This is a genomic window from Pseudonocardia hierapolitana, assembly GCF_007994075.1.
In the GTDB taxonomy this organism is placed as follows: Bacteria; Actinomycetota; Actinomycetes; order Mycobacteriales; family Pseudonocardiaceae; genus Pseudonocardia; species Pseudonocardia hierapolitana.
Genome location: NZ_VIWU01000001.1, coordinates 4220232 through 4240394, shown reverse-complemented (window position 1 = coordinate 4240394; position 20163 = coordinate 4220232). Strand labels below are relative to the sequence as shown.

19 protein-coding genes are annotated in these 20163 nt (G+C 73.1%); 9 read left to right on the top strand and 10 right to left on the bottom strand.

All coding sequences use genetic code 11. From position 1 onward, the window contains the following. Position 1: 1 nt before the first annotated feature. Complete coding sequence (locus tag FHX44_RS20040; protein ID WP_147257197.1) at positions 2 to 1291, bottom strand: hydroxyacid-oxoacid transhydrogenase; 1290 nt, start codon at positions 1289 to 1291, stop codon at positions 2 to 4. Next, a complete protein-coding gene (locus FHX44_RS20035) occupies positions 1288 to 2100 on the bottom strand; it encodes an N-acyl homoserine lactonase family protein (protein WP_147257196.1) in 813 nt (270 codons plus the stop codon). The genes FHX44_RS20040 and FHX44_RS20035 overlap by 4 nt, the downstream gene beginning before the upstream one ends. Before the next feature lie 303 nt (positions 2101 to 2403). Between FHX44_RS20035 and FHX44_RS20030 the strand changes: the two genes are divergently transcribed. The 5 genes from FHX44_RS20030 to FHX44_RS20010 all read left to right on the top strand — a co-directional run bounded on the left by FHX44_RS20030 (position 2404) and on the right by FHX44_RS20010 (position 8043). Next, positions 2404 to 3672 (top strand): PP2C family protein-serine/threonine phosphatase, encoded by a 1269-nt coding sequence (locus FHX44_RS20030; protein ID WP_147257195.1) that lies wholly within the window; start codon positions 2404 to 2406, stop codon positions 3670 to 3672. Then, complete coding sequence (locus FHX44_RS20025; protein WP_147257194.1) at positions 3662 to 4573, top strand: 1,4-dihydroxy-2-naphthoyl-CoA synthase; 912 nt, start codon at positions 3662 to 3664, stop codon at positions 4571 to 4573. The genes FHX44_RS20030 and FHX44_RS20025 overlap by 11 nt, the downstream gene beginning before the upstream one ends. Next, the gene (gene menE / locus FHX44_RS20020) at positions 4570 to 5736 is read left to right on the top strand and encodes an o-succinylbenzoate--CoA ligase (RefSeq protein WP_147261325.1); all 1167 of its coding nucleotides are present in this window, start codon (positions 4570 to 4572) and stop codon (positions 5734 to 5736) included. Before FHX44_RS20025 ends, menE begins: the two co-directional genes overlap by 4 nt. A gap of 114 nt (positions 5737 to 5850) precedes the next feature. Further along, entirely contained in the window at positions 5851 to 7053 is a 1203-nt protein-coding gene (locus tag FHX44_RS20015) for a hypothetical protein (protein WP_147257193.1), read from the top strand. A gap of 108 nt (positions 7054 to 7161) precedes the next feature. Next, entirely contained in the window at positions 7162 to 8043 is an 882-nt protein-coding gene (locus FHX44_RS20010) for a 1,4-dihydroxy-2-naphthoate polyprenyltransferase (RefSeq protein ID WP_147257192.1), read from the top strand. Here FHX44_RS20010 and FHX44_RS20005 read toward each other — a convergent pair. After that, the gene (locus tag FHX44_RS20005; RefSeq protein ID WP_147257191.1) at positions 7999 to 8355 is read right to left on the bottom strand and encodes a DUF4229 domain-containing protein; all 357 of its coding nucleotides are present in this window, start codon (positions 8353 to 8355) and stop codon (positions 7999 to 8001) included. The two genes, FHX44_RS20010 and FHX44_RS20005, sit on opposite strands and share 45 nt — an antisense overlap. Before the next feature lie 165 nt (positions 8356 to 8520). Between FHX44_RS20005 and FHX44_RS20000 the strand changes: the two genes are divergently transcribed. Both FHX44_RS20000 and FHX44_RS19995 read left to right on the top strand, forming a co-directional pair. Beyond that, a complete protein-coding gene (locus FHX44_RS20000; protein WP_142107696.1) occupies positions 8521 to 8739 on the top strand; it encodes a BldC family transcriptional regulator in 219 nt (72 codons plus the stop codon). A gap of 75 nt (positions 8740 to 8814) precedes the next feature. Next, on the top strand, positions 8815 to 9033 hold the full coding sequence (locus tag FHX44_RS19995; protein ID WP_147257190.1) for a hypothetical protein: 219 nt from the start codon (positions 8815 to 8817) through the stop codon (positions 9031 to 9033). Positions 9034 to 9055: 22 nt separating this feature from the next. On the opposite strand, the gene FHX44_RS19990 is transcribed toward FHX44_RS19995, so the two are convergent. The 4 genes from FHX44_RS19990 to FHX44_RS19975 form a co-directional block, all read right to left on the bottom strand. Next, positions 9056 to 10321: a MinD/ParA family ATP-binding protein gene (locus FHX44_RS19990; RefSeq protein ID WP_147257189.1), complete on the bottom strand. Its 1266-nt coding sequence runs from the start codon at positions 10319 to 10321 to the stop codon at positions 9056 to 9058. A gap of 116 nt (positions 10322 to 10437) precedes the next feature. Beyond that, positions 10438 to 11352: a c-type cytochrome biogenesis protein CcsB gene (gene ccsB / locus FHX44_RS19985; RefSeq protein ID WP_147257188.1), complete on the bottom strand. Its 915-nt coding sequence runs from the start codon at positions 11350 to 11352 to the stop codon at positions 10438 to 10440. After that, the gene (resB, locus tag FHX44_RS19980; protein ID WP_147257187.1) at positions 11352 to 12977 is read right to left on the bottom strand and encodes a cytochrome c biogenesis protein ResB; all 1626 of its coding nucleotides are present in this window, start codon (positions 12975 to 12977) and stop codon (positions 11352 to 11354) included. The genes ccsB and resB overlap by 1 nt, the downstream gene beginning before the upstream one ends. Next, complete coding sequence (locus FHX44_RS19975; protein ID WP_147257186.1) at positions 12978 to 13754, bottom strand: cytochrome c biogenesis CcdA family protein; 777 nt, start codon at positions 13752 to 13754, stop codon at positions 12978 to 12980. It lies immediately after the preceding gene. A 318-nt stretch (positions 13755 to 14072) separates the two neighbouring features. Between FHX44_RS19975 and FHX44_RS43335 the strand changes: the two genes are divergently transcribed. Both FHX44_RS43335 and FHX44_RS19965 read left to right on the top strand, forming a co-directional pair. Next, positions 14073 to 14912, top strand: a complete 840-nt coding sequence (locus FHX44_RS43335) for a peptidoglycan-binding protein (protein WP_147257185.1) — start codon at positions 14073 to 14075, stop codon at positions 14910 to 14912. A 14-nt stretch (positions 14913 to 14926) separates the two neighbouring features. After that, positions 14927 to 17557 carry a hypothetical protein gene (locus tag FHX44_RS19965; protein WP_147257184.1) on the top strand — a complete coding sequence of 877 codons (2631 nt, stop codon included), beginning with the start codon at positions 14927 to 14929 and terminating at the stop codon, positions 17555 to 17557. 24 nt (positions 17558 to 17581) lie between these two features. On the opposite strand, the gene FHX44_RS19960 is transcribed toward FHX44_RS19965, so the two are convergent. From FHX44_RS19960 to hemL, 3 genes are read right to left on the bottom strand one after another with little or no spacing between them, the layout of a single operon-like run. Next, complete coding sequence (locus FHX44_RS19960; RefSeq protein WP_147257183.1) at positions 17582 to 18160, bottom strand: TlpA family protein disulfide reductase; 579 nt, start codon at positions 18158 to 18160, stop codon at positions 17582 to 17584. Beyond that, the gene (locus FHX44_RS19955; protein ID WP_147257182.1) at positions 18157 to 18792 is read right to left on the bottom strand and encodes a histidine phosphatase family protein; all 636 of its coding nucleotides are present in this window, start codon (positions 18790 to 18792) and stop codon (positions 18157 to 18159) included. Before FHX44_RS19955 ends, FHX44_RS19960 begins: the two co-directional genes overlap by 4 nt. Beyond that, positions 18789 to 20126 carry a glutamate-1-semialdehyde 2,1-aminomutase gene (gene hemL / locus FHX44_RS19950; RefSeq protein ID WP_147261324.1) on the bottom strand — a complete coding sequence of 446 codons (1338 nt, stop codon included), beginning with the start codon at positions 20124 to 20126 and terminating at the stop codon, positions 18789 to 18791. The genes FHX44_RS19955 and hemL overlap by 4 nt, the downstream gene beginning before the upstream one ends. Positions 20127 to 20163: the final 37 nt, after the last annotated feature.

Here is a 20163-nt window from a genome sequence, read left to right as displayed (position 1 = left end):
ACTACCAGTTCTCCACGGACTTGGTGAGGATGTCGGCGATGTCGTCCTCGGTGGGCGTCTTCGGGCAGGTGGCGAGCAGCCGCTGCTGCTTCATCGTCCCCGGCACGAGGTCGGGCACGTCCGCCTCCGTGTAGCCGACCCCGCCGATCCCGTTCGGGATCCCGATGTCGCGCATCAGCGAGACCAGCACGGACGGGAGCTGCTCGCGCTGGTCGTTCACCTTCTCCGCCCGCGGGTCGAGCATCTCCGCGGCCCGCAGGTGCCGCTCGGGGGCGCTCTCGAAGGAGAACCGGAACGCCTCGGGCGCCGTCAGCGACACGGACTGGCCGTGCGGCACCATCGGCTCCTCCTGCGGGTAGCCCGCGGGGTGGTAGTCCTTCACCATGCCGGCGATCGGGTAGGCGTTGGCGTGCGGGATGTGCACGCCCGAGTTGCCGAAGCCCATGCCGGCGAACGTGGCCGCCATCATCATGTTCGACCGCGCCTCGACGTCGTCGGCGCCGCGGTGCACCGCGGTGCGGAACGAGCGCGCGATGAGGTCGAGGGACTTCTCGCACCACAGGTCGGACACCGGGTTCGAGCCGCAGTAGGTCACCCGCTCCTCGGGCTTCTTGCGGTCGAACGCGGTGTACCAGCGGGCGGTGTAGGACTCGAGCGCGTGGCAGACGATGTCCATCCCCGAGGCGGCGGTGATCTCCGGCGGCAGGGTCATCGTCAGCAGCGGGTCGATCACGGCGAGGGTCGGGCGCAGCCGCCAGTGGCTGATCCCGGTCTTGACCTTCATCGACAGGATGTCCAGCACGCACATCGCCGTGGACTCCGAGCCGGTGCCCGCCGTCGTCGGGATCGCGATGAGCGGCTTGAGCTGGCCCGGCGGCGTCTTCGCGGCGCCGATCGGCTTGTTGATGTAGTCCATCAGCTCGCCGGGGTGGCTGGTGAGCAGGTTGATCGCCTTGGCGGTGTCGATCGCCGACCCGCCGCCGACGGCGACGAACCCGTCCCACGGCCCCTGCGCGCGGGCGTACTCGGTGGCCTTGTTCATCGAGTCGTCGGTGGGCTCGACGTGCACCCCGTCGAAGATCTCCGACTCGATGTCGTACCGGCGAAGGTTGTCGGCGATCCGCGCGGGCACGCCCAGCGCGTGAACGCCCGGATCGGTGACGATCAGGACCCGGCGTACGCCATAGCCGGACATCTCGAAACCGACCTCGTCGGATGCGCCCGCGCCGAACTTCAGCGGCGGCGCGCCCCAGGTGAAGATCGTCTCCTCGGAGAGGTCGACAGCGGTCATGTGTACGAGCCCTCCGGCGCGGTGCGCAGCTGGTGGATCTGCTCGGCGTCGTGTCCGAAGACCATCTGCGCGCCGGTTCGTTCCTGGATGCCGCGCAGCTTCTCCACGGACGCGTAGAACTGCTCGAGGTTGTTGACGATCGCGGCGGGTGTGGCGGGCGGGCCGTAGCTCTCGCCCATGTACACCGCGTCGGATGTGAAGATCATCGGGCCGGTGTCGGGCAGGTCCACCTGCATCGACATGCACCCCACCGTGTGACCTGGCGTCTCGATCAGGGTGACGCCGGGGAGGAACTCGGTGTCGCCGGAGACGGTCTGGAAGTCGAGCCCCTCGTAGTCGGTCTTGAGGTGCGCGCCGACGAACAACCCGTCGAAACCGAACGCGAAGTCCTTCTCCCGCTGGTGGCACACGAGCTTCGCACCGGTGTTCCGGAACATCTGGGCGTTGCCGGCGTGGTCGAAGTGCAGGTGCGACAGGACCACGTAGTCGATCTCGTCGAGGCCGACGCCCATCTGGTTCAGCCGCGAGTCGAGGTACTCCTCCTCGCTCACGTGGTCGTACGGGAAGAACTCCTGGAGGCCCGTCGGCCCCCACCGCTCCTCCCAGTCACGCGGGCAGCTGGTGTCCCACAGAAGCTTGCCCTCGTCGGTCTCGACGAGGACGCAGTGCGAGGGGACGTCGACCCACGGGGCCGGACCATCCTTGTGGCTGCGGTCGGTGATCGATCGGCCGGGTTTGAGCAACAGCCAGGTCAGGTCGGCGGTCATCGCTCCGCAGGGGATCACGCTCACCTTGTTAGCGGTCGCCATCATGATCCTCTCGACGCTGAGGGAGTGGCCTCCTCGACCGTTGCACCCGGGTTGCGACCCGTCAATCGATGCGCACTGATCGATGGATCAGGTTCGCCGGCCGAGGTGAACGGCGGCGCGTAGGGATGAGGCACCTCACCCAGTGCCGGGGTGGTTCGAGGTTGACGGCTCTGATCGGTGGTTGGAGCATCCAGCAGTCGCTGCGAGCCCGGCGGCCGACGCAGCCGACCACTGAGGAGGCACCGCGATGACCGGCAGTCGCGCGCTCACCCGGACGCCGCGCCGCGGGGCGGACGGACAGCCGTGACCGACCTCGACGAACGGTGGCAGCGGGCGCTGCTCGACCTGATCGCGCGGTCCCATCTCCTCCCCGGGGACGGGATCGCGCCTGCCCTCGACGAGATCCTCGCGCCGCTGCGGCTGCGCACCGAGGTCTACCTGATCGACCACGAGCAGGTCGAGCTGCGGTCGTTGCGGGCCGGCGTCCCGGCGATCCCCGCGGACGGCACCCTCGCCGGCCGGGCGTACCAGCTGGGAGCCGTCCTGGAGGGAGCCGACGGCGACGACCACGTCGTCTGGGTCCCGCTGATCGACGGGGTATCGCGCCTGGGCTTGGTCCGGGTGCAGCTCCCGTCCGACGACGCCGTGGCGCGGGACCCGCAGCTCGGTCCGCGGTGCGCCGTCGTCTGCAGCACGCTCGCCCACGTCCTCGCGTCCAAGCTCCAGCACAGCGACCTGCTCGCCACCGTGCAGCGCGCCCGGCCGATGTCCGTGGCGGGCGAGCTGCTGTGGCAACTGCTGCCGCCGCTGACCGTCGGCACCGAGTCGCTCGCCCTCTCGGCCCTGCTGGAGCCCGCCTACGACGTGGGCGGGGATGCCTTCGACTACTCGCTCGGCGCCCGCGAGGCGCAGTTCGCGATCCTCGACTCGTCGGGGCACGACCTGAGCGCCGGCCTCACGACCTCCGTCGCGCTCGCCGCGGCGCGCACCGCCCGGCGCCAGGGCATGGATCTCCTCGGCGTGGCCGAACGCATCGACGCCGCGCTGGTCGGCCAGTTCACCGACTTCCGTTTCGTCACCGGTGTGCTCGCCCGGCTCGACCTCGTCACGGGTCGGCTGCGCTACCTCATCGCAGGCCATCCCTCACCCTTGCTCCTGCGCGGCGGCCGGGTCGTGGGCAGCCTGGACGCCAGCCGGCGGATGCCGTTCGGGCGGATCGCGTCACTCGCACCGCAGACCGCGGTGCCCGCCGAGGAGCTACTGGAGCCCGGCGACCGGTTGCTCCTGCACAGCGACGGCGTGGTGGAGGCACGTGACGCGGACGGCGCGGAGTTCGGCATCGACCGGCTGGTCGAGCTGGCCGAGCGCGCGGCCGCCGACGGCCTCCCGGCGCCGGAGACGCTGCGCAGGCTCGCCCGCGCCGTCCGCCGGCACCGTGATGGCGAGCTCCAGGACGACGCCACCCTGATGCTCGTCGAGTGGTCCGGCCGCGCGGCCGCCCGGCTGCTGACGGAAGCGACGACCAGAAGGGCCGAACCCGGCGGCGACATAGGGTCGAGGCGTGGATCCTGACTCCCCGTCCGAGCTGTTCGACCCCGCCGCGTGGCGACCGGTCGAGGGCTTCGACTTCGCCGACATCACCTACCACCGGGCCGTCGACACCGGAGCGGTGCGGATCGCGTTCGACCGCCCCGAGGTCCGCAACGCGTTCCGGCCCGGCACGGTGGACGAGCTCTACCGCGCCCTCGACCACGCCCGGCAGACCCCGGACGTCGGCTGCGTGCTGCTCACCGGCAACGGACCGTCCCCGAAGGACGGCGGGTGGGCGTTCTGCTCGGGGGGCGACCAGCGCATCCGGGGGCGCACGGGCTACCAGTACGCCTCCGGCGAGACCGCGGAGACGGTCGACCCCGCCCGGGCAGGCAGGCTGCACATCCTCGAGTGCCAGCGGCTCATCCGCTTCATGCCCAAGGTCGTGATCGCGGTCGTGCCCGGCTGGGCCGCGGGCGGCGGCCACTCGCTGCACGTCACGTGCGACATGACGCTCGCCAGCGCCGAGCACGCCCGGTTCAAGCAGACCGACGCCGACGTCGGGTCGTTCGACGGCGGCTACGGCTCGGCGTACCTGGCCCGGCAGGTGGGCCAGAAGTTCGCCCGCGAGATCTTCTTCCTCGGGCGCGAGTACACGGCGCAGGACGCCCACCGCATGGGCATGGTCAACGCCGTCGTGCCGCACGCCGACCTGGAGAAGGTCGCGCTGGAGTGGGCGCGGGAGGTCAACCGCAAGTCGCCGACGGCCCAGCGGATGCTGAAGTACGCGTTCAACCTCATCGACGACGGGCTGGTCGGCCAGCAGCTGTTCGCAGGCGAGGCCACGAGGCTGGCGTACATGACGGACGAGGCGGTCGAGGGCCGCGACGCGTTCCTGCAGAAGCGCGAGCCCGACTGGACCCCGTACCCGTGGCACTACTGAGCACGGTGCCCGTCGACGGCTCGCCCGCGGCCGTCGACGGGCTCGTCACGGCGCTGCGCCACGCCCTCGCGGGCGGCCCCGCGGTGCTGCCGGTCGGCCCCGGCGAGTCCGGCGTCGCGGGCGATCCGGGCGAGGGGGCCGCGGTCGTGATCGCCACCTCCGGCTCGACGGGCGCCGCGAAGCACGTGGTGCTCTCGGCGGGCGCGCTGCAGGCCTCCGCGCAGGCCACGGCCGAGCGGCTCGGCGGCCCCGCCCGGTGGCTGCTCGCACTGCCCGCCCACCACGTCGCGGGCGTGCAGGTGGTGGTCCGCTCCCTGCTCGCGGGCACGCCGCCGGTGGTGCAGGACCTGCGGGCCGGCTTCCGCCCCGAGGCCTTCGCCGCCGCCACCCGCGAGCTCGGGCCCGACCGGCGCTGCACGAGCCTCGTGCCCACGCAGCTCGGGAGGATCCTCGATTCCGGCGGTGCCGCTCTCGACGCGCTGCGCGGCTACTCCGCCGTGCTCGTCGGCGGGGCCGCCCTCGCGCCGCAGCTGCACGAGCGGGCGCTCGCGGCGGGCATCGCGGTCGTCACCACGTACGGGATGAGCGAGACCGCGGGCGGATGCGTCTACGACGGTGTCCCCCTCGGCGGGGTGCGCGTCGAGCTGGAGGAAGGCGGGCGGATCCGGCTCGGTGGCCCGACCCTCGCCGACGGCTACCTCGGCGATTCCGGGCTCACCGCGGCCGCCTTCGCGGACGGGTGGTTCCGCACCGGCGATCTCGGGCGCTGGCGCGCAGGTCGGCTCGAGGTGCTCGGGCGAGCCGACGACATGATCGTCACCGGTGGGGAGAAGGTCGCTCCCGCGGCCGTGGAGACGGTGCTCACCGCGCAGGACGGCGTGACCGCCGCCTGCGTCGTCGGAGTGCCCGACCCCGAGTGGGGGCAGGTCGTCGCCGCGGCCGTGGTGGTCGACGGCTCCCTCGACGGGGCGCTCGCCGAGCGGTTGCGGGCCGCCGTGCGCGCCGCGCTCGGGCGGACCGCGGTGCCCCGGGTCCTGCGCGCCGTGCCCCGGATCCCGCTGCGCGGAATCGGCAAACCCGATCGGATGGCGACGGCCCGCCTGATCACAGCCGACGCGGGCCCTGCCCCGATCGACACCGCGTCACACCCCCGGAACGGCTGATCTCGCCCTACATCCCTTCGGGCCTGTCACTCTCCGTTTCTTGACGAACACGAAGCATCCTCGGTCTCCTGCCCCCTGAGGCACACCCGTCACAGGAGCACCAGGGACGACAGCATGAAGTGGGGCACGGCGACCGCACTGCTCGGCATCGCGAGCAGCCTCGCGCTCGGTCCCACCACGCCCGCGGAAGCCGGCCCCCCGGCCACCTCCTGGACCGCCGACCTCCGGCACGGGGAGGCCTCGGGCGTCGTGCTCCACGGGGGCGTGGCCCGGATCGACCCGCGCACCGCGTTCGTCGCCGTCGCCGAAGAGGCGCCCGCGGACGCAACGGCCCAGCCGACGGGCCTGCTGACCTTCCCCGCCCGCCGGCTCGATGCCGCGACCGACCGCGTCGCCGTCACGGTGACGGGCCAGGTGCCTGCCGGCGCCACCGCTACCGTCGACGTCAGGGGCCGGCGCGGCACCGGCGGGTGGACGGAGTGGATCCCCGCCGCGCCCGCGCCCGACGGCCCGGCCGTCACGCTCCCGACCGCGTCGGCGGAGGTGCAGGCCCGGCTCGTCCTCTCCGGGGACCCGGGGGCCGGGCCGACCGTCCGGGAGGTCGCCCTCGCCGCCCGTCCGGCGCCACCGGGCCGGGCCGAGTCCGATGGGAGAACGCTCGCAGCGTCCTACCGGGTGTTCGCCACGCGCGAGGGTCTCGTCGGTGGCACCACCGCGAACGGGCACGTGATCCGGGCCCGCGACCACTTCGTGGCGCTCCCGTCCCGCAGGGCACTCGCGCCGCGGGGCAGCAGCGACTACTCGGTCAAGGTGTGCGCGCCGACCGGGCGCTGCGCGTTCGCCCCCGTGTGGGACGTCGGGCCGTGGAACACCCGCGACGACTACTGGAACCCCGGCCACCAGCGGCAGCAGTGGGGTGACCTGCCCCAAGGGGTGCCGCAGGCCCAGGCCGCCCACGACAGGGGCTACAACGGCGGGAAGGACCAGTACAACCGCAAGGTCGCCAATCCGGCCGGCATCGACCTCGCCGACGGCCTCTTCTGGGACGCCCTCGGCCTGAAGAACAACGCCTGGGTCCAGGTCGAGTACCTGTGGACCGGCAAGGAGAGCCTGGCCAGGGTGCAGGCCGGCACCGACGTCCTCGCGGCCCCCGACGCCGCGGCCGAGGTCGTCGGGTTCGCGGCCGGGCGCGCCTCCGTGCCCGTGCAGTGCGTGCAGGACCGCTGGCTGCGGATCGGCCGGAACGAGTACGTCGAGGCCGCCGCGGTCCGCAGCCCACCTCAGGTCGCCGCCTGCTCCCCGCCGAACGCGCCCTGAGAGTCGCAAACCATCACGGCGAGTCTTGCGTTTCCCACGGCGAGTTGCGCGTTCCCCATGGACCAGCCGCACCCACGGCGCGATCGACGGGCGGGATAACGTGCGTGTGTGGCCACGCTCGCGCAGTGGGTGGAGGGTGCTCGACCGCGCACCCTGCCGACCGCCCTCTCCCCCGTCATCGCCGGCACCGGAGCAGCGATCGGGCACGGCGTCGTCGCACCGGGACGTGCGCTGCTGGCGCTGGTCGTCGCGGTCTCGCTCATGATCGGCGTGAACTACGCCAACGACTACTCCGACGGCATCCGCGGCACCGACGACGACCGCGTCGGGCCGTTGCGGTTGGTCGGGTCGCGTCTCGCCGCGCCGTCGACGGTCCGGACCGCGGCGTTCTTCGCGTTCGGGCTGGCAGGCGTCGCCGGGTTGACCCTGATATCGCTGAGCCAGCAGTGGTGGCTGATCGCCGTGGGCGCGGTCAGCATCGTGGCCGCCTGGTTCTACACCGGCGGCTCCCACCCCTACGGCTACCTGGGCTTCGGGGAGATCGCGGTCTTCGTCTTCTACGGTCTCGTCGGCGTGCTCGGCACCGTGCTCACGCAGAGCGGGCCGCCCGGGGCGCTCGCCGTGGTCACCGCGATCGGCGTCGGCATGCTCACGAGCGCCGTCCTGGTGGCCAACAACCTGCGGGACATCCCCACCGACGCCGCCGTGGGCAAGCGCACCCTCGCCGTGCGGATGGGCGATCGGGACACCCGCCGCCTCTACGCAGCGCTGACGTTGCTGCCGTTCCTGCTGTCCGTGGGCGCCGGGCTGCGCAGCTGGCCGATGTTGCTGGCCCTGCTGGCGCTGCCGTTCGCGATCCTCCCGATCCGGGACGTCCTGGGCGGGGCGGAGGGCAAGAAGCTCATCCGGGTGCTGGCCCAGACCGGCGTGCTGCTGCTGGCCTGGTCAGTGCTGACCGCGATCGGCCTCGCGGTCGGACGCTTCGTCTGACGCGACGGGCGGCGGGTCGGACGGCACCGGCCCGTCACCGCGCAGCCTCGCCCGCAGGGCCTCGCGCTCGCGGGCCCGACGCTCCCGCGTCGCGCTCAGCGCGATCTCGAGCCGCGCGCGCAGGCCGCGGAAGAGAACCATCGACAGCGGCAGCGCCACGATCAGCGCCACCAGCACCGCGATGACGAACGGCGCGCCTGCGACCATCAGCAGCGCTGTGACGAGAGCGACCAGCGCCACGCGGGCGGCCGTGTAGAGCGCCACGGTGGCGGCCAGGCCGGGCTGCCGCTCGGTAGGGGTCGGCGACGTCATACGCCGAGCGTACGACCGGTCCGCCACACTGGTCTCCGCACCCGGGGAGACCTGTCCGGTTCGTCCTTTAAGAGCCCTTTACCTGCAGACAACCGTTCGAGTACCTGGGGTCCGAGGTGTCACGATAGCCCGGAAGCACCGCGTTCTGGGAGGTCATGGATGTCGATCACGGCGCACACCGGCAGCAACGAGCGCCTGCTCACCCCCGGCGAGGTGGCAGCGCTCTTCCGAGTCGACCCCAAGACGGTCACCCGCTGGGCGTCCGCGGGCCGGATCGGCTCGATCCGCACGCCCGGCGGCCACCGGCGGTTCCGCGAGTCAGAGGTGCGCAGCATGCTGGCCGACCTCACGAGCGAGGCCACGCTGCCGCCCGCCCGCCCCTGAACGAGCCCCGCTCACAGCACTTCACCCCGCCCCCGCACGTCCTCGGCTAACCTCGGGTGCGGAGGTGGTTCGACAATGCTGTTCCTCATCGCATTCGTCGGCGCCGCGATCATCGCTCTGGTGCTGTGGAAGGCGATGAACTCCGGCGCCGTCGAGTTCCCGCAGCCCCAGCGGCGAGGTCCGGTGGTCGGGCCGAGCCGCGCACCACGCGTGAGCGGCCCGGACGACGATCCCGACTTCCTGCGTCAGCTCGACGAGAAGGTCCGCAGGCGCGACGAGCCGCCAGGAGCCTGAGGCCGGCCGGCCCGCCGAGCGATCAGGCGGGTGGCCCCTCGAACGCGTCGGCCACCGCCGCCGCGAGCTCCAGCAACGCGAGCCGGGTAGCCGGCTCGAGCCGGTCGAGGTCCACTTCGGCGCCCTCCTCGAGGTGGGCGTCGAACGGGATCTGCGCCACCATGCGGCAGCGCGCCGCGAAGTGCTCCGCCACCTTCCCGAGGTCCACCCCACCTGCCGAGCGGTGCACGCTGTTGATCACCGCGACGGAGTTCTTCACCAGGTCGCCGTGGCCGTGGGCGTCGAGCCAGTCCATCGTGGCCGATGCGCTGCGCGCCCCGTCGATCGAGCCGGACGACACGATGATCAGCTGATCGGCGAGCCCGAGCACGCCGTACATCGCCGAGTGCATGAGCCCGGTGCCGCAGTCGGTGAGCACGATGTTGTAGAAGTGCTCGAGCAGCGTGACGGTGCGGCGGTAGTCGTCCTCGCTGAACGCCTCCGAGACCGCGGGGTCCTGCTCGCTCGCCAGCACCTCGAGGCGCGACGCCCCCTGCGAGGTGTAGGCCCGCACGTCGCTGTAGCGGCGCACGCGCTGGGCGTCGCGCAGCAGGTTGCGCACGGTGGCGCTGGTCTCGAGCGGGATCTTCTGGCTGAGCGTGCCGCGGTCCGGGTTGGCGTCGACCGCCACCACGCGGTCGCCGCGCAGCGAGGCGAACGTGGCGCCCAGCGTGGCGGTGACCGTGGTCTTGCCGACGCCGCCCTTGAGGCTCAGTATGGCGATCTTGTAGCAGCCGAGCAGCGGGCGGTTGACCCGCGCCGTCAGCTCCCGCTTGCGGATGTCGGCCGGGCTCTCACCCGGGTTGATCAGCCGCCCCGACAGGAGGTAGACGAACCGCCGCCAACCGGACTGCGGGGGCCTGCGCGTGGGCGTCAGCACCCGTGCGGTGGTCAGATCGGGGCGCGCCGCACGGCCGCTGCGGGCCCGCTGGGCCTCCTGGGCCGCCACCGCGCCGGGGTCGATCCAGCGCGCGGTGCCACGTGGCGGGGTACGGGGCTCGGCGGGCGGTGGCTCCGCGGGCGCCTCCGGCGCGGACTCGTCGGCGCGCAGCTCGTTCGGCATCGTGGTGTCGCCGACGCCGGGCTCGACGGGGCGCGGCGCGTCGGGGTCGGGACGGGGCGCAGGCGGCTCCGGAGGGGCGAGCGGCGCCGCCGCCCGGGAGGTGGGGGCGCCCCAGCGCTCGCGGACGTACCGGCCTACGGACCCGTCCGGGTAGTCGCGATCGTCACCGGTTTGACGCTCTGTCATCAGTACATCCCGCCGAGCGCATTGAGTCGACCGTTGAGCCCCCACACGGACGCCGACGGTAGTCGGCCGACTGCCCGGGGTCGAGGCGCGGCCGGGTGGCGCCGTGTCACGCGGCGTCAGCCCACCCCGGCGTACGAGTGCAGACCGGCGACGACCATGTTGATGAAGAAGAGGTTGAAGATAATCGTAGCGAAGCCGGCGACGTTGACCCACGCCGCCCGACCGGTGCGCCAGCCCGCGGTGGCCCTGGCGTGCAGGTACGCCGCGTAGATCACCCAGGACACGAACGCGACGGTCTCCTTCGGGTCCCACCCCCAGAACCGGCCCCAGGCCGCCTCCGCCCAGATCGCGCCCGTGATGATCGCGAACGTGAACAGCGGGAACGCCACGATCGTGACGCGGTAGGCGAGCCGGTCGAGCGCGTCCGCGGCGGGCAGCTTCTCGGCCACGGCGGCGAGCCATCCCGAGCGGCGCAGCAGGAACAAAAGGCTGACGACACCCGAGACGATCAGCAGGCCGGACGAGACGCTGATGGTGCTGACGTGGATGCTCATCCAGTACGAGCGCAGCGGCGGCACCACGGGTCCGGCGGGCGCGTAGAGCACCGAACCGGCCAGCGCCATCAGGACGAGCACCGGGAACAGCACGAACGGGCCCGCGGGCCGCGCGGTGGGCGACCGGCGCAGCACGACGAGCCACGTGACGACCGCGGCGAGGGTGATCGCCGAGATGAACTCGTACATGTTGCCCATCGGCCAACGCTCGGCCGCGATACCGCGGGTGGCGATCGACGCGAGGTGCAGCACAGCACCGAGCACGGTCACCGCGACGGCCATCCGACCGAACCGCTCGGGCCGGCTCCGCACCGGCTCGTGGTCCGCCGCATCGTCCGCTCCACCGGCGCCCACCAGGACGGGTGCCTGCGCCCGCGCCGCGGCGAACTCCACCGCGTGGAAGATCATCGCCAGCGCGTAGACCGCGGCGGCCGCCACGAAGAGGCGATCGCTGGTGGTGGCGAGTTCGACGAGCATCAGTCCTCCGGTGGTGCCTTCGGTGAGTCCAGCAGGTCCGCGCGCAAGCGGTCGAACTCCTCGCCGTAGCCCGCTCGGTCGGTACGGGCCAGGCCGCCGAGCTCGACGACGGTGCGGGTGCCGTCGTCGGCCGGCGTGAGCCGGGCCCAGAACCGGCGTCTGCGGATCGTCAGCGAGAGGCCGAGGCCGCCGAGCAGGAGCACGGCGAAGACGAGCACGGCCTCCTGACCCGGGTCGTAGCTGACCTGCAGGTAGGCCCAGTCCTGCACGCCGTCGAAGCGGACGACGGTGCCGTCGTCGAGGGTCAGGGACTGGCCCGGCACCAGGTTGGCCCGCGCGATCCGGGCCAGCGCACCGGAGTCGATCATGCGCTGGTCCACCTGGAAGATCGACTGGCCGCGGCCGTCGTCGAGCCCGAGGTCGCCGCGCAGCACGTCGACCGCCACCTCGGGGGCGAGCAGCGCCGGGAACACCGAGGTGACGACGTTCCCACCCGACGACGTGGGAGCGAAGAGCCCGGTGACGGCGAGCTGGGAGGTGCGCCGCTTCTCGTCGTCGGTGACGCCGGGCGGCTCGAACTTGGTGGCGCCCTCCGAGAGCAGGGTCGCCTGGTCGACCGGCCGCCACTGGATCTCGCCGGTGCGCTGCTGCCCGTCCGGCCACGTGACGGTGAAGCGCGGCGCGTACCCGTGGCCGAGCAGGTAGACGCGGTTGCCGTCGACCCGCAGGGGGTGGTTGACCTCCAGCAGGTGGGGGCGCCACTGGTCGACGCCCGCTTCGACGTCCTCCGCGCTCTGGTAGGACAGCGTGCCGCGGAAGCTCTCCGCCTGCCCGTTCGGCTGGAAGTCGGCCTGGAAGTCGTCGAGGCGCACGCAGAACGGGGTGAGGTCGGTGCCGTCGACGCGCAGCCCGGCGCGGAACGTGTCGTAGCCGAGGATGCCGGTGTTGCAGAACTGGCCGCCGCCCGACATGACGATGACCTGGCCCTCGTAGCCGAAGAGCTTGCCGGCGGCGAAGCCGAGGAGCAGGCCGATCAGGCTCAGGTGGAACAGCAGGTTGCCCGCCTCGCGCAGGTACCCCTTCTCGGCGGAGAGCGTGCGCCCGTCCCCGTCCGGTCGCTCGACGAGCCGCCACCCGCGCAGGCGGGAGCGAACGCGCTCCTCTGCCTCGTCGATGCCGAGGTCGAGGGTGGCGCTCGCGTGGTGCGGCATCCGCGCCAGGTTGCGCGGGGTCGCCACCGGCTCCGCCCTGATCACCGCGAGGTGCTCGAGGGTGCGCGGCAGCACGCAGCCGATGAGCGAGATCATCAGCAGCAGGTAGATCGCCGCGAACCAGGGCGCGGCGAAGAGGTCGAAGAACCCGAGGCGGTCGAGCGTGGGTGCGAGCCAGGGGTAGTCGGCGAAGTACTGGTCGACGAGCCGCTGGTTGAGCGACCGCTGCGGCAGCAGCGCCCCGGGGAGCGCGGCGAGCGCCAGCAGGAAGAGCAGCACGAGCGCCGTGCGCATGGAGGTGAGCCCACGCCACGCGTTGCGCAGCACCGCCCACACCCCCGCGAGTCGCGGTGAGGGTGCACGCGAGTCGCGCTCCGGGCGCGCGCGAGTCGGGCTGTCGGTGGACGTCGCCATCTACAGCACCGGGACGAAGCCTGCGATGGACACCTGCAGCTTGGCGAGCAGGGCACCCCACACGCCGGTGACGAGCATGACCCCGACCGCGACCATCAGCGCCCCGCCCGCGAGCTGGATCGCGCGGGTGTGGCGGCGCAGCCAGCCGAGCGCCCGCACGGCCCGCGACGCGCCGAGCGCGATGAGCACGAACGGCAGCCCGAGCCCCGCGCAGTACGCGATCGTGAGCACGACACCGCGCAGGGAACCACCGCCGGTGCCCGCGGCCACCGCGACCACGCCCGCGAGCGTCGGCCCGATGCAGGGCACCCACCCGAGGCCGAACACCGCCCCCAGCAGCGGTGCGCCCCAGACACCCGCCCGCGGCACCCAGTGCACCCGCTTCTCCCGCTGGAGCACCGGCACGAGGCCGACGAACGCCAGCCCCATCACGATCATCACGACGCCACCCGCACGCTGCAGCGCGGCCTCGTTGGCCACGAGCGCGTCGGCCAGCCAGACGACGCCGGTGAGGATCGCACCGAACACGACCGTGAACCCCGCGACGAAGAGCGCGGCGGCCCCCGCCACCCGGAACCGGCCGGACCGCCGCTCCCCCGCCTCCGCGGCCGTGGCCGGTGGGGCGTCCGCGCCGACGAGACCGGCGAGGTAGGCGAGGTAGCCCGGGACGAGCGGGACCACGCACGGCGACGCGAAGCTGACCGCGCCGGCCAGCACGGCCACGGCGGCTGCGAGCAGCAGCGGTCCGGAGACCGCGAGCGTCGTCGAGGGGTCCATCACCCACGAGGGTAGGCCGCGTGCTAGTGGCGGCGCGCACCGGGTTCTACATCGTGTAGTGGACGCGTGGTGCGTCGCGAGCTGCCTGCTCACCGGGGTGAGACCGCCCAGGTCGGCGCGCCATGCCGGTCGTGACCGCCTTCGCCGACCTGCCGCCGCCGGCGTGGGCAGTGACCCTCCGGATCTGCCACGACCGGATCCGGTGACGCGCCCCGAGGGCCCGGAGGTGTGGTTTGCCGCTCGATCCGGCGGGTAGCGGACTACGTAGCGCGACAACGAGACCGACACGTACGGCGCAAGCCGGAACGGAGGTTCGAGATGAGCGACCCGCGGAAGCAAGCGGGCCTGTCGGGGGAGGAACTGGAGGCTCAGGCCGCCACGGCGGTGCCGGACAAGGAGGTCGTCTCGATCCTCGACCTCAACGCGGACATCGATCTCGCGATCGACGCGGCCGCACCGATCGACCTGGCCGTCGCCGCGAACGCGAACGTCGCTGCTCCCATCGACGCCGCCGTCGGGGCCAACGTCCTGTCGACCGGGTCCACCGCGCAGGCGCTCAGCGACCAGGGCGCGCTGATCACGCAGGGCATCAACGCCGACGCGACGGCGCACGCCACCCAGGACAGCGCGATCGACCAGGGCAACGACGTCGTCGACACCGGCGCCGCGTCGACCGGCACGGCCGACAGCCCGGCCACCGGCACCGCCCCGGCGACCGACACGGCGGGGACCGACACGGCGGGGACCGGAACGGCCGACGCCGCCGGGGACAGCGCCGCCTCGCCGACCGGCGCGACGACCCCGGACGGCACCGACGCCACGGACGGCGACGCCGCAGGCACGGCCGGCAGCACCGTCGGCAGCACTGTCGGCAACACCGTCGGCGGCACGACGGACGCGGCGAGCGGTGCACTGGACGGCGACCTGCTGAACGTCGATGTGAACGTCGACGCCGACGCCGACCTGGCGGCACCGATCAACGGCGCGGTGGCCGCCAACGCCAACGTGGCCGCCCCGATCGACGCCGCGGTGGCCGCCAACATCGGGTCGGACAGCAGCGAGGCGGTCGCGGTCTCGCAGCAGGACGCCATCATCAACCAGTCCATCGAGGGGTCGGCCGAGGCGAGTTCCGACCAGCAGTCCGACATCGAGCAGTAGGTGCGGTGGCACGCATGACCGTGCTGCCGTCCACCCCCGGCCGGCCCGGCGACGCACGGTCGCCGGGTCCGGTCGCGAGCCCCTCCGAGATCCTCCGTCTCGCCGAGGGCGTGCAGCTCATCGGCGAGACGGCGGGATCCGGCTATCGTCAGCCGCCGTCGCTGGTCCGCCGCGCGGACGGCCAGACGATCCAGCTCACCCCGCTGCTCTACCTCGTCCTGTCGCACATCGACGGAACCCGGACCGTCGACGAGGTAGCGGCCCGGGTCAGCGAGGGTTTCGGACGGACCGTCACGCCGGACAACGTCCGCGCGCTGGTCGACCGCCAGCTGCGTCCGGTCGGTCTGCTGGTCCGGCCGGACGGGTCCCAGCCGGAGGTGCGCAAGTCCGATCCCCTGCTGGGGCTGCGGTTCCGGTACGCCGTCACCGATCCGGAGCGCACCAGGCGCCTCACCGAACCGTTCGCGCGCCTGTTCCACCCGCTTGTGGTCACCGTGGTGCTCGCCGCGTTCCTCGGCGTGTGCTGGTGGGTGCTGGTGGAGCGGGGCCTCGCCTCCGCGACGTACGAAGCCTTCGACAAGCCGGGCCTGCTGCTCCTCGTCTTCGTGGTCACCGTGCTCTCCGCCGGCTTCCACGAGTTCGGTCACGCGGCCGCTGCGCGCCGCGGCGGCGCCACTCCCGGGAAGATGGGCGCCGGGGTCTACCTCGTCTGGCCGGCGTTCTACACCGACGTGACCGACTCCTACCGGCTCGGCAAGGGCGGGCGCATCCGGACCGACCTGGGCGGTCTGTACTTCAACGCGATCGTCGCCGTCGCCGTCGCCGGTGTCTGGTGGGCGACGGGCTACGACGCGCTGCTGCTCGTCGTGGCCACGCAGATCCTGCAGATGGTCCGGCAGCTCCTCCCGCTGGTGCGGTTCGACGGCTACCACGTGCTGGCGGACCTCACCGGTGTGCCGGACCTCTTCCAGCGGATCGGACCGACGCTGCGGGGCCTCCTGCCCTGGCGGTGGGGCGACCCGAAGAGCACGGTGCTGAAGCCCTGGGCGCGCGCCGTGGTCTCGCTGTGGGTGCTCATCGTCGTACCCGTACTGGCGTTCTCCCTCTTCATCATCGTCATCACCCTCCCCCGGCTCCTCGGCACCGCATGGGCGAACCTCGGGAAGCAGGCGGGCCTGACCGATCGCGCGTGGCTGGACGGGGACCTGCTGGAGGTCGCGGCGCGGGTGCTGGCCATCGTCGCCCTCGCGTTCCCGGTCCTCGCGATCGGCGTGGTCCTGGCCCGCCTGGTGCACCGCATCCTCACGACGACCTGGCGCCGTACCACGGGGAAGCCGCTGCGGCGGGCGCTGGCGGGACTCGTCGCCGTCGTCGTCATCGCCGGCCTGGCGTGGACCTGGTGGCCGCGCACCGGAACCTACCGGCCCGTGCAGCCCTACGAGGGCGGCACGCTGGTGCAGGCGGTGTCGGCGGCGACGTCCGGTCTGCCCCCGCTCTCCCCGGCCGGCGCCACGCCCACCGGGCTCGTCGAGGGACAGCGCGGACGGATGGTCACCGCCTGGCCCGACGAGAACGAGCGTCCGACTCGCGAGAAGCCGAAGCTCGCGCTGGTCCTCGTGCCGCGCGGGTACGACCCGGGCGCCGGCGGCACCACCTCGGGGACGTCCCCGGCGCGCGGGTACGACCCGGGCGCCGGCGGCGCCACCTCGGGGACGTCCCCGGATACGCCACCACCTCCGGGGCCGGACGCCGGCGCGGGGACGGAACCCGGCCCGGACCCGGCCGGCGGTGCGGCGGGCGGCGAACCCGCCCCGCCGGCTCACCCATGGGTCTTCCCGTTCGACCGGCCGTTGCAGCCCGGGGAGGGCGACAACCAGGCGCTGGCCGTGAACACGGCCGACAACACGGTCGCCTACGACGTCGCGTTCGCGCTGGTGTGGGTGGAGGGCGACGTGCCGGCCCTGAACCGGAACGAGGCGTACGCGTTCGCCAGCTGCACGGGCTGTGCGGCGGTCGCCGTCGGGTTCCAGGTCGTGCTCGTCGTCGGGGAGAACCACATCGCCGCTCCGCAGAACATCGCGGCGGCCGTCAACTACGACTGCGTCAACTGCCTCACCTATGCGCTCGCCGCCCAGCTGTTCGTCACGCTGGACGGGCCGCTCAGCGACGCCGGCATGGCCGAGCTGACCGCGCTGTGGGAGCAGATCGAGGCGTTCGGCACGCGGATCCCCGACGTCCCGCTGTCGGAGATCCAGGCCCGGCTCGACGACTTCGAGAGGCAGATCCTGCAGGTCATCGAGAAGGACCAGGGCCCGCTCACCGGGCAGCCGACACCGGCGATCCCCAGCGGCGCCGCCGAGCCCGCCGAGCGCGCCCCCGGCGACAGCACGACGTCCAGCACGCCCGGCCCCGCGCCCGGCCCGGCGTCGCCGGACGGGGCCTCGTCCGCACCGTCGTCGCCGGAGGAGGACGGAACACCGACCGGCGGCGGAACGGCCGGGGACACCGGCGATGCCGGCACCCGCCCGGAGGGCTCGACCCAGCCGTCGCCCGCCGAGCCGTCGCCCGCCGAGCCGACGTCCGCGCCCGAGCCGACGTCCGCGCCGATGCCGCCGTCGACTGCGGAGCCGCTGCCGGGGGGCTGACCGGTCCGGCGACCTGCGCGGTGGTCAGGCCGCCGGGGGCGGTTCCGCCTGCAGGCGCTGGACCAGCGGCATCAGCTCCGGCACGCGGACCACCGTCAGGAACACCGCAGCCACGCGGTGCTGCTGGTCGAGCACCAGCGTGGACGGCACGGTGTTGCGCGGGTAGCCGCTGAGGCGGGCCAGGACGCGGCCGGGCGGGTCGAAGATCGAGTCGAACGTGACGCCGCGATCGCGGACGAAGTCGGCGGCCGCCTGGCGCTCGTCGCGGACGTCGATGCCGAGCACGACGGCGCCGGTCTGCTCCTGCACGAACTGCAGCCCGGGCATCTCCTCGCGGCAGGGGCCGCACCACGAGCCCCAGATGTTGACGATCACGACCTTGCCCGCGTGGTCGTCGAGGCCGACCGTGGCGCCGTCGTGCAGCAGGCTGTCGCCCGAGATGCCCCTGACGGTGCCGCGGCTCTCCGGCGGGTCGTAGAGGATCGTGGTCTGGCCGCCGGGCGCGACGAACTGGAAGTCCCCGCCGGTGGCCACCGCCTCCTTGGTGGAGGAGCAGCCGGCGAGGAACACCGCGACGAGCGCGACGGCGAGCAGGCGGATCATGCGCCCGTCTGCCTCGGATCGCTGCCCCCGGCGGGCTCGGTGTAGCGCAGCTGCGTGAGCTCGCTCCCGGTGAAGACGAGCGAGGTGAGCGACGCCAGCGCGCACTGCCTGCGCCGGGGGTCGTGCCACAGGCGCTGCCCGGTGACGAACCGGCGGAGCGTCCAGATCGGAAGCTGGTGCGACACGCACACCGCCTCGTGCCCGACGGCGAGCTCCCGAGCGCGGTGGACGGCGGCGACCATGCGGTGCGCGATCTGCAGGTACGGCTCCCCCCATGACGGGGTGAAGGGGTCGCGCAGCAGGGGCCAGTGGCGCGGGCTGCGCAGGGCGCCGCCGCCGACGGAGACGGTCTGGCCCTCGAACCGGTTGTCGGCCTCGATCAGGTCGTCGTCCACCTGCACGTCCAGCCCGTGGAGCGCCGCGATCGGCGCGGCGGTCTCCTGCGCGCGTTCCAGAGGGGAGGCCACGACGGCGGTGACGTCCGCGTCGGCGAGCGACTTGGCGACGATCTCGGCCTGGTTGCGACCGTTCTCGGAGAGGTGGTAGCCGGGAAGGCGCCCGTAGAGGAGCCCGGTGGGGTTGTGCACCTCGCCGTGGCGCAGCAGGTGGACGATCGTGCGCGGGCCTGTCATTGGCCTGCCTCGGCGGGCGGGATCGCGGTGGCCGCGGCCTTCGCCGCCGCCGGGAGCGCGTCGGCGATCACCTGCCAGGTGTCGTCGTCGAGCGCAGCGGACACGAACCAGGCCTCGAACGCGCTCGGCGGCGCGTAGACCCCGCGGTCGAGCAACGCGTGGAAGAAGCCGGGGAACCGCCAGGTGGCCGCGGCCTGGGCGCCCGCGTAGTCGTGCACCTCGTCGTCGGTGAAGAACACCGAGAGGAGGTTGCCGGCGAACTGGACGCGGTGCGGCACGCCCTCGGCCTTCAGCGCGTCGCCGATCAGGCCGCTCAGCCGGGCGGCGTTCGCGTCGAGCGCCGCGTAGACGTCCGCGTCGGCATGCCGCAGGGTGGCCAGGCCCGCGGCGACGGCGACGGGGTTACCGGAGAGCGTCCCCGCCTGGTAGACGGGGCCGGCCGGGGCGAGGTAGCTCATGTGCGCCGCGGGACCACCGAACGCCGCGGCGGGCAGTCCACCGGACATGACCTTGCCGAACGTGTACAGATCGCCCGCGACGCCGTCCAGGCCGAACCACCCGGAGGAGGACACCCGGAACCCGGTCATCACCTCGTCGATCACGAGCAGCGCGCCCGCCTGGTGGCAGATCTCCCGCAGGCCTGCGTTGAAGCCGGGCCGGGGGGCGATCGCGCCCATGTTGCCCGCCGCCGCCTCGGTGATCACGCAGGCGATGTCGGCGCCGCGCTCGGCGAACACCGCCCGCACGGCGTCGAGGTCGTTGTACGGGAGCACGATCGTGTCGGCGGCCTGCGCGCCGGTGACGCCGGGGCTGGTCGGGAGGCCGAGCGTGGCCACCCCGGAGCCGGCCTGGGCGAGCAGTGCATCGACGTGCCCGTGGTAGCAACCCGCGAACTTGACGACGCCGCGGCGGCCGGTGATCCCGCGGGCGAGCCGGATCGCGCTCATGGTGGCCTCGGTGCCGGAGTTGACCAGCCGGACCTGCTCGACCGGCTCGACACGGCCGATGATCTCCTCGGCGAGCTCGACCTCGGCGGGCGTCGGCGCTCCGAAGGACAGACCGTGCGTGGCCGCCTCCCGCACCGCGTCGACGACCGCCGGATGGGCGTGCCCGAGGATCATCGGGCCCCACGAGCTGACGAGGTCGACGTAGCGGTTCCCGTCGGCGTCGGTGAGCCACGGGCCGGACGCGGACACGAGGAACCGCGGCGTACCGCCGACCGCGGAGAACGCCCGGACCGGGGAGTTCACCCCACCCGGGATCGCGGCGGACGCCCTCTCGAACAGGCGTCGCGAGTTCTCGGTGCGCGCGGCGGCCTCGGGGCCGGACGGGATCGGCGAGCTAGCCACGGGAGCCAGTCTCACATCCGGC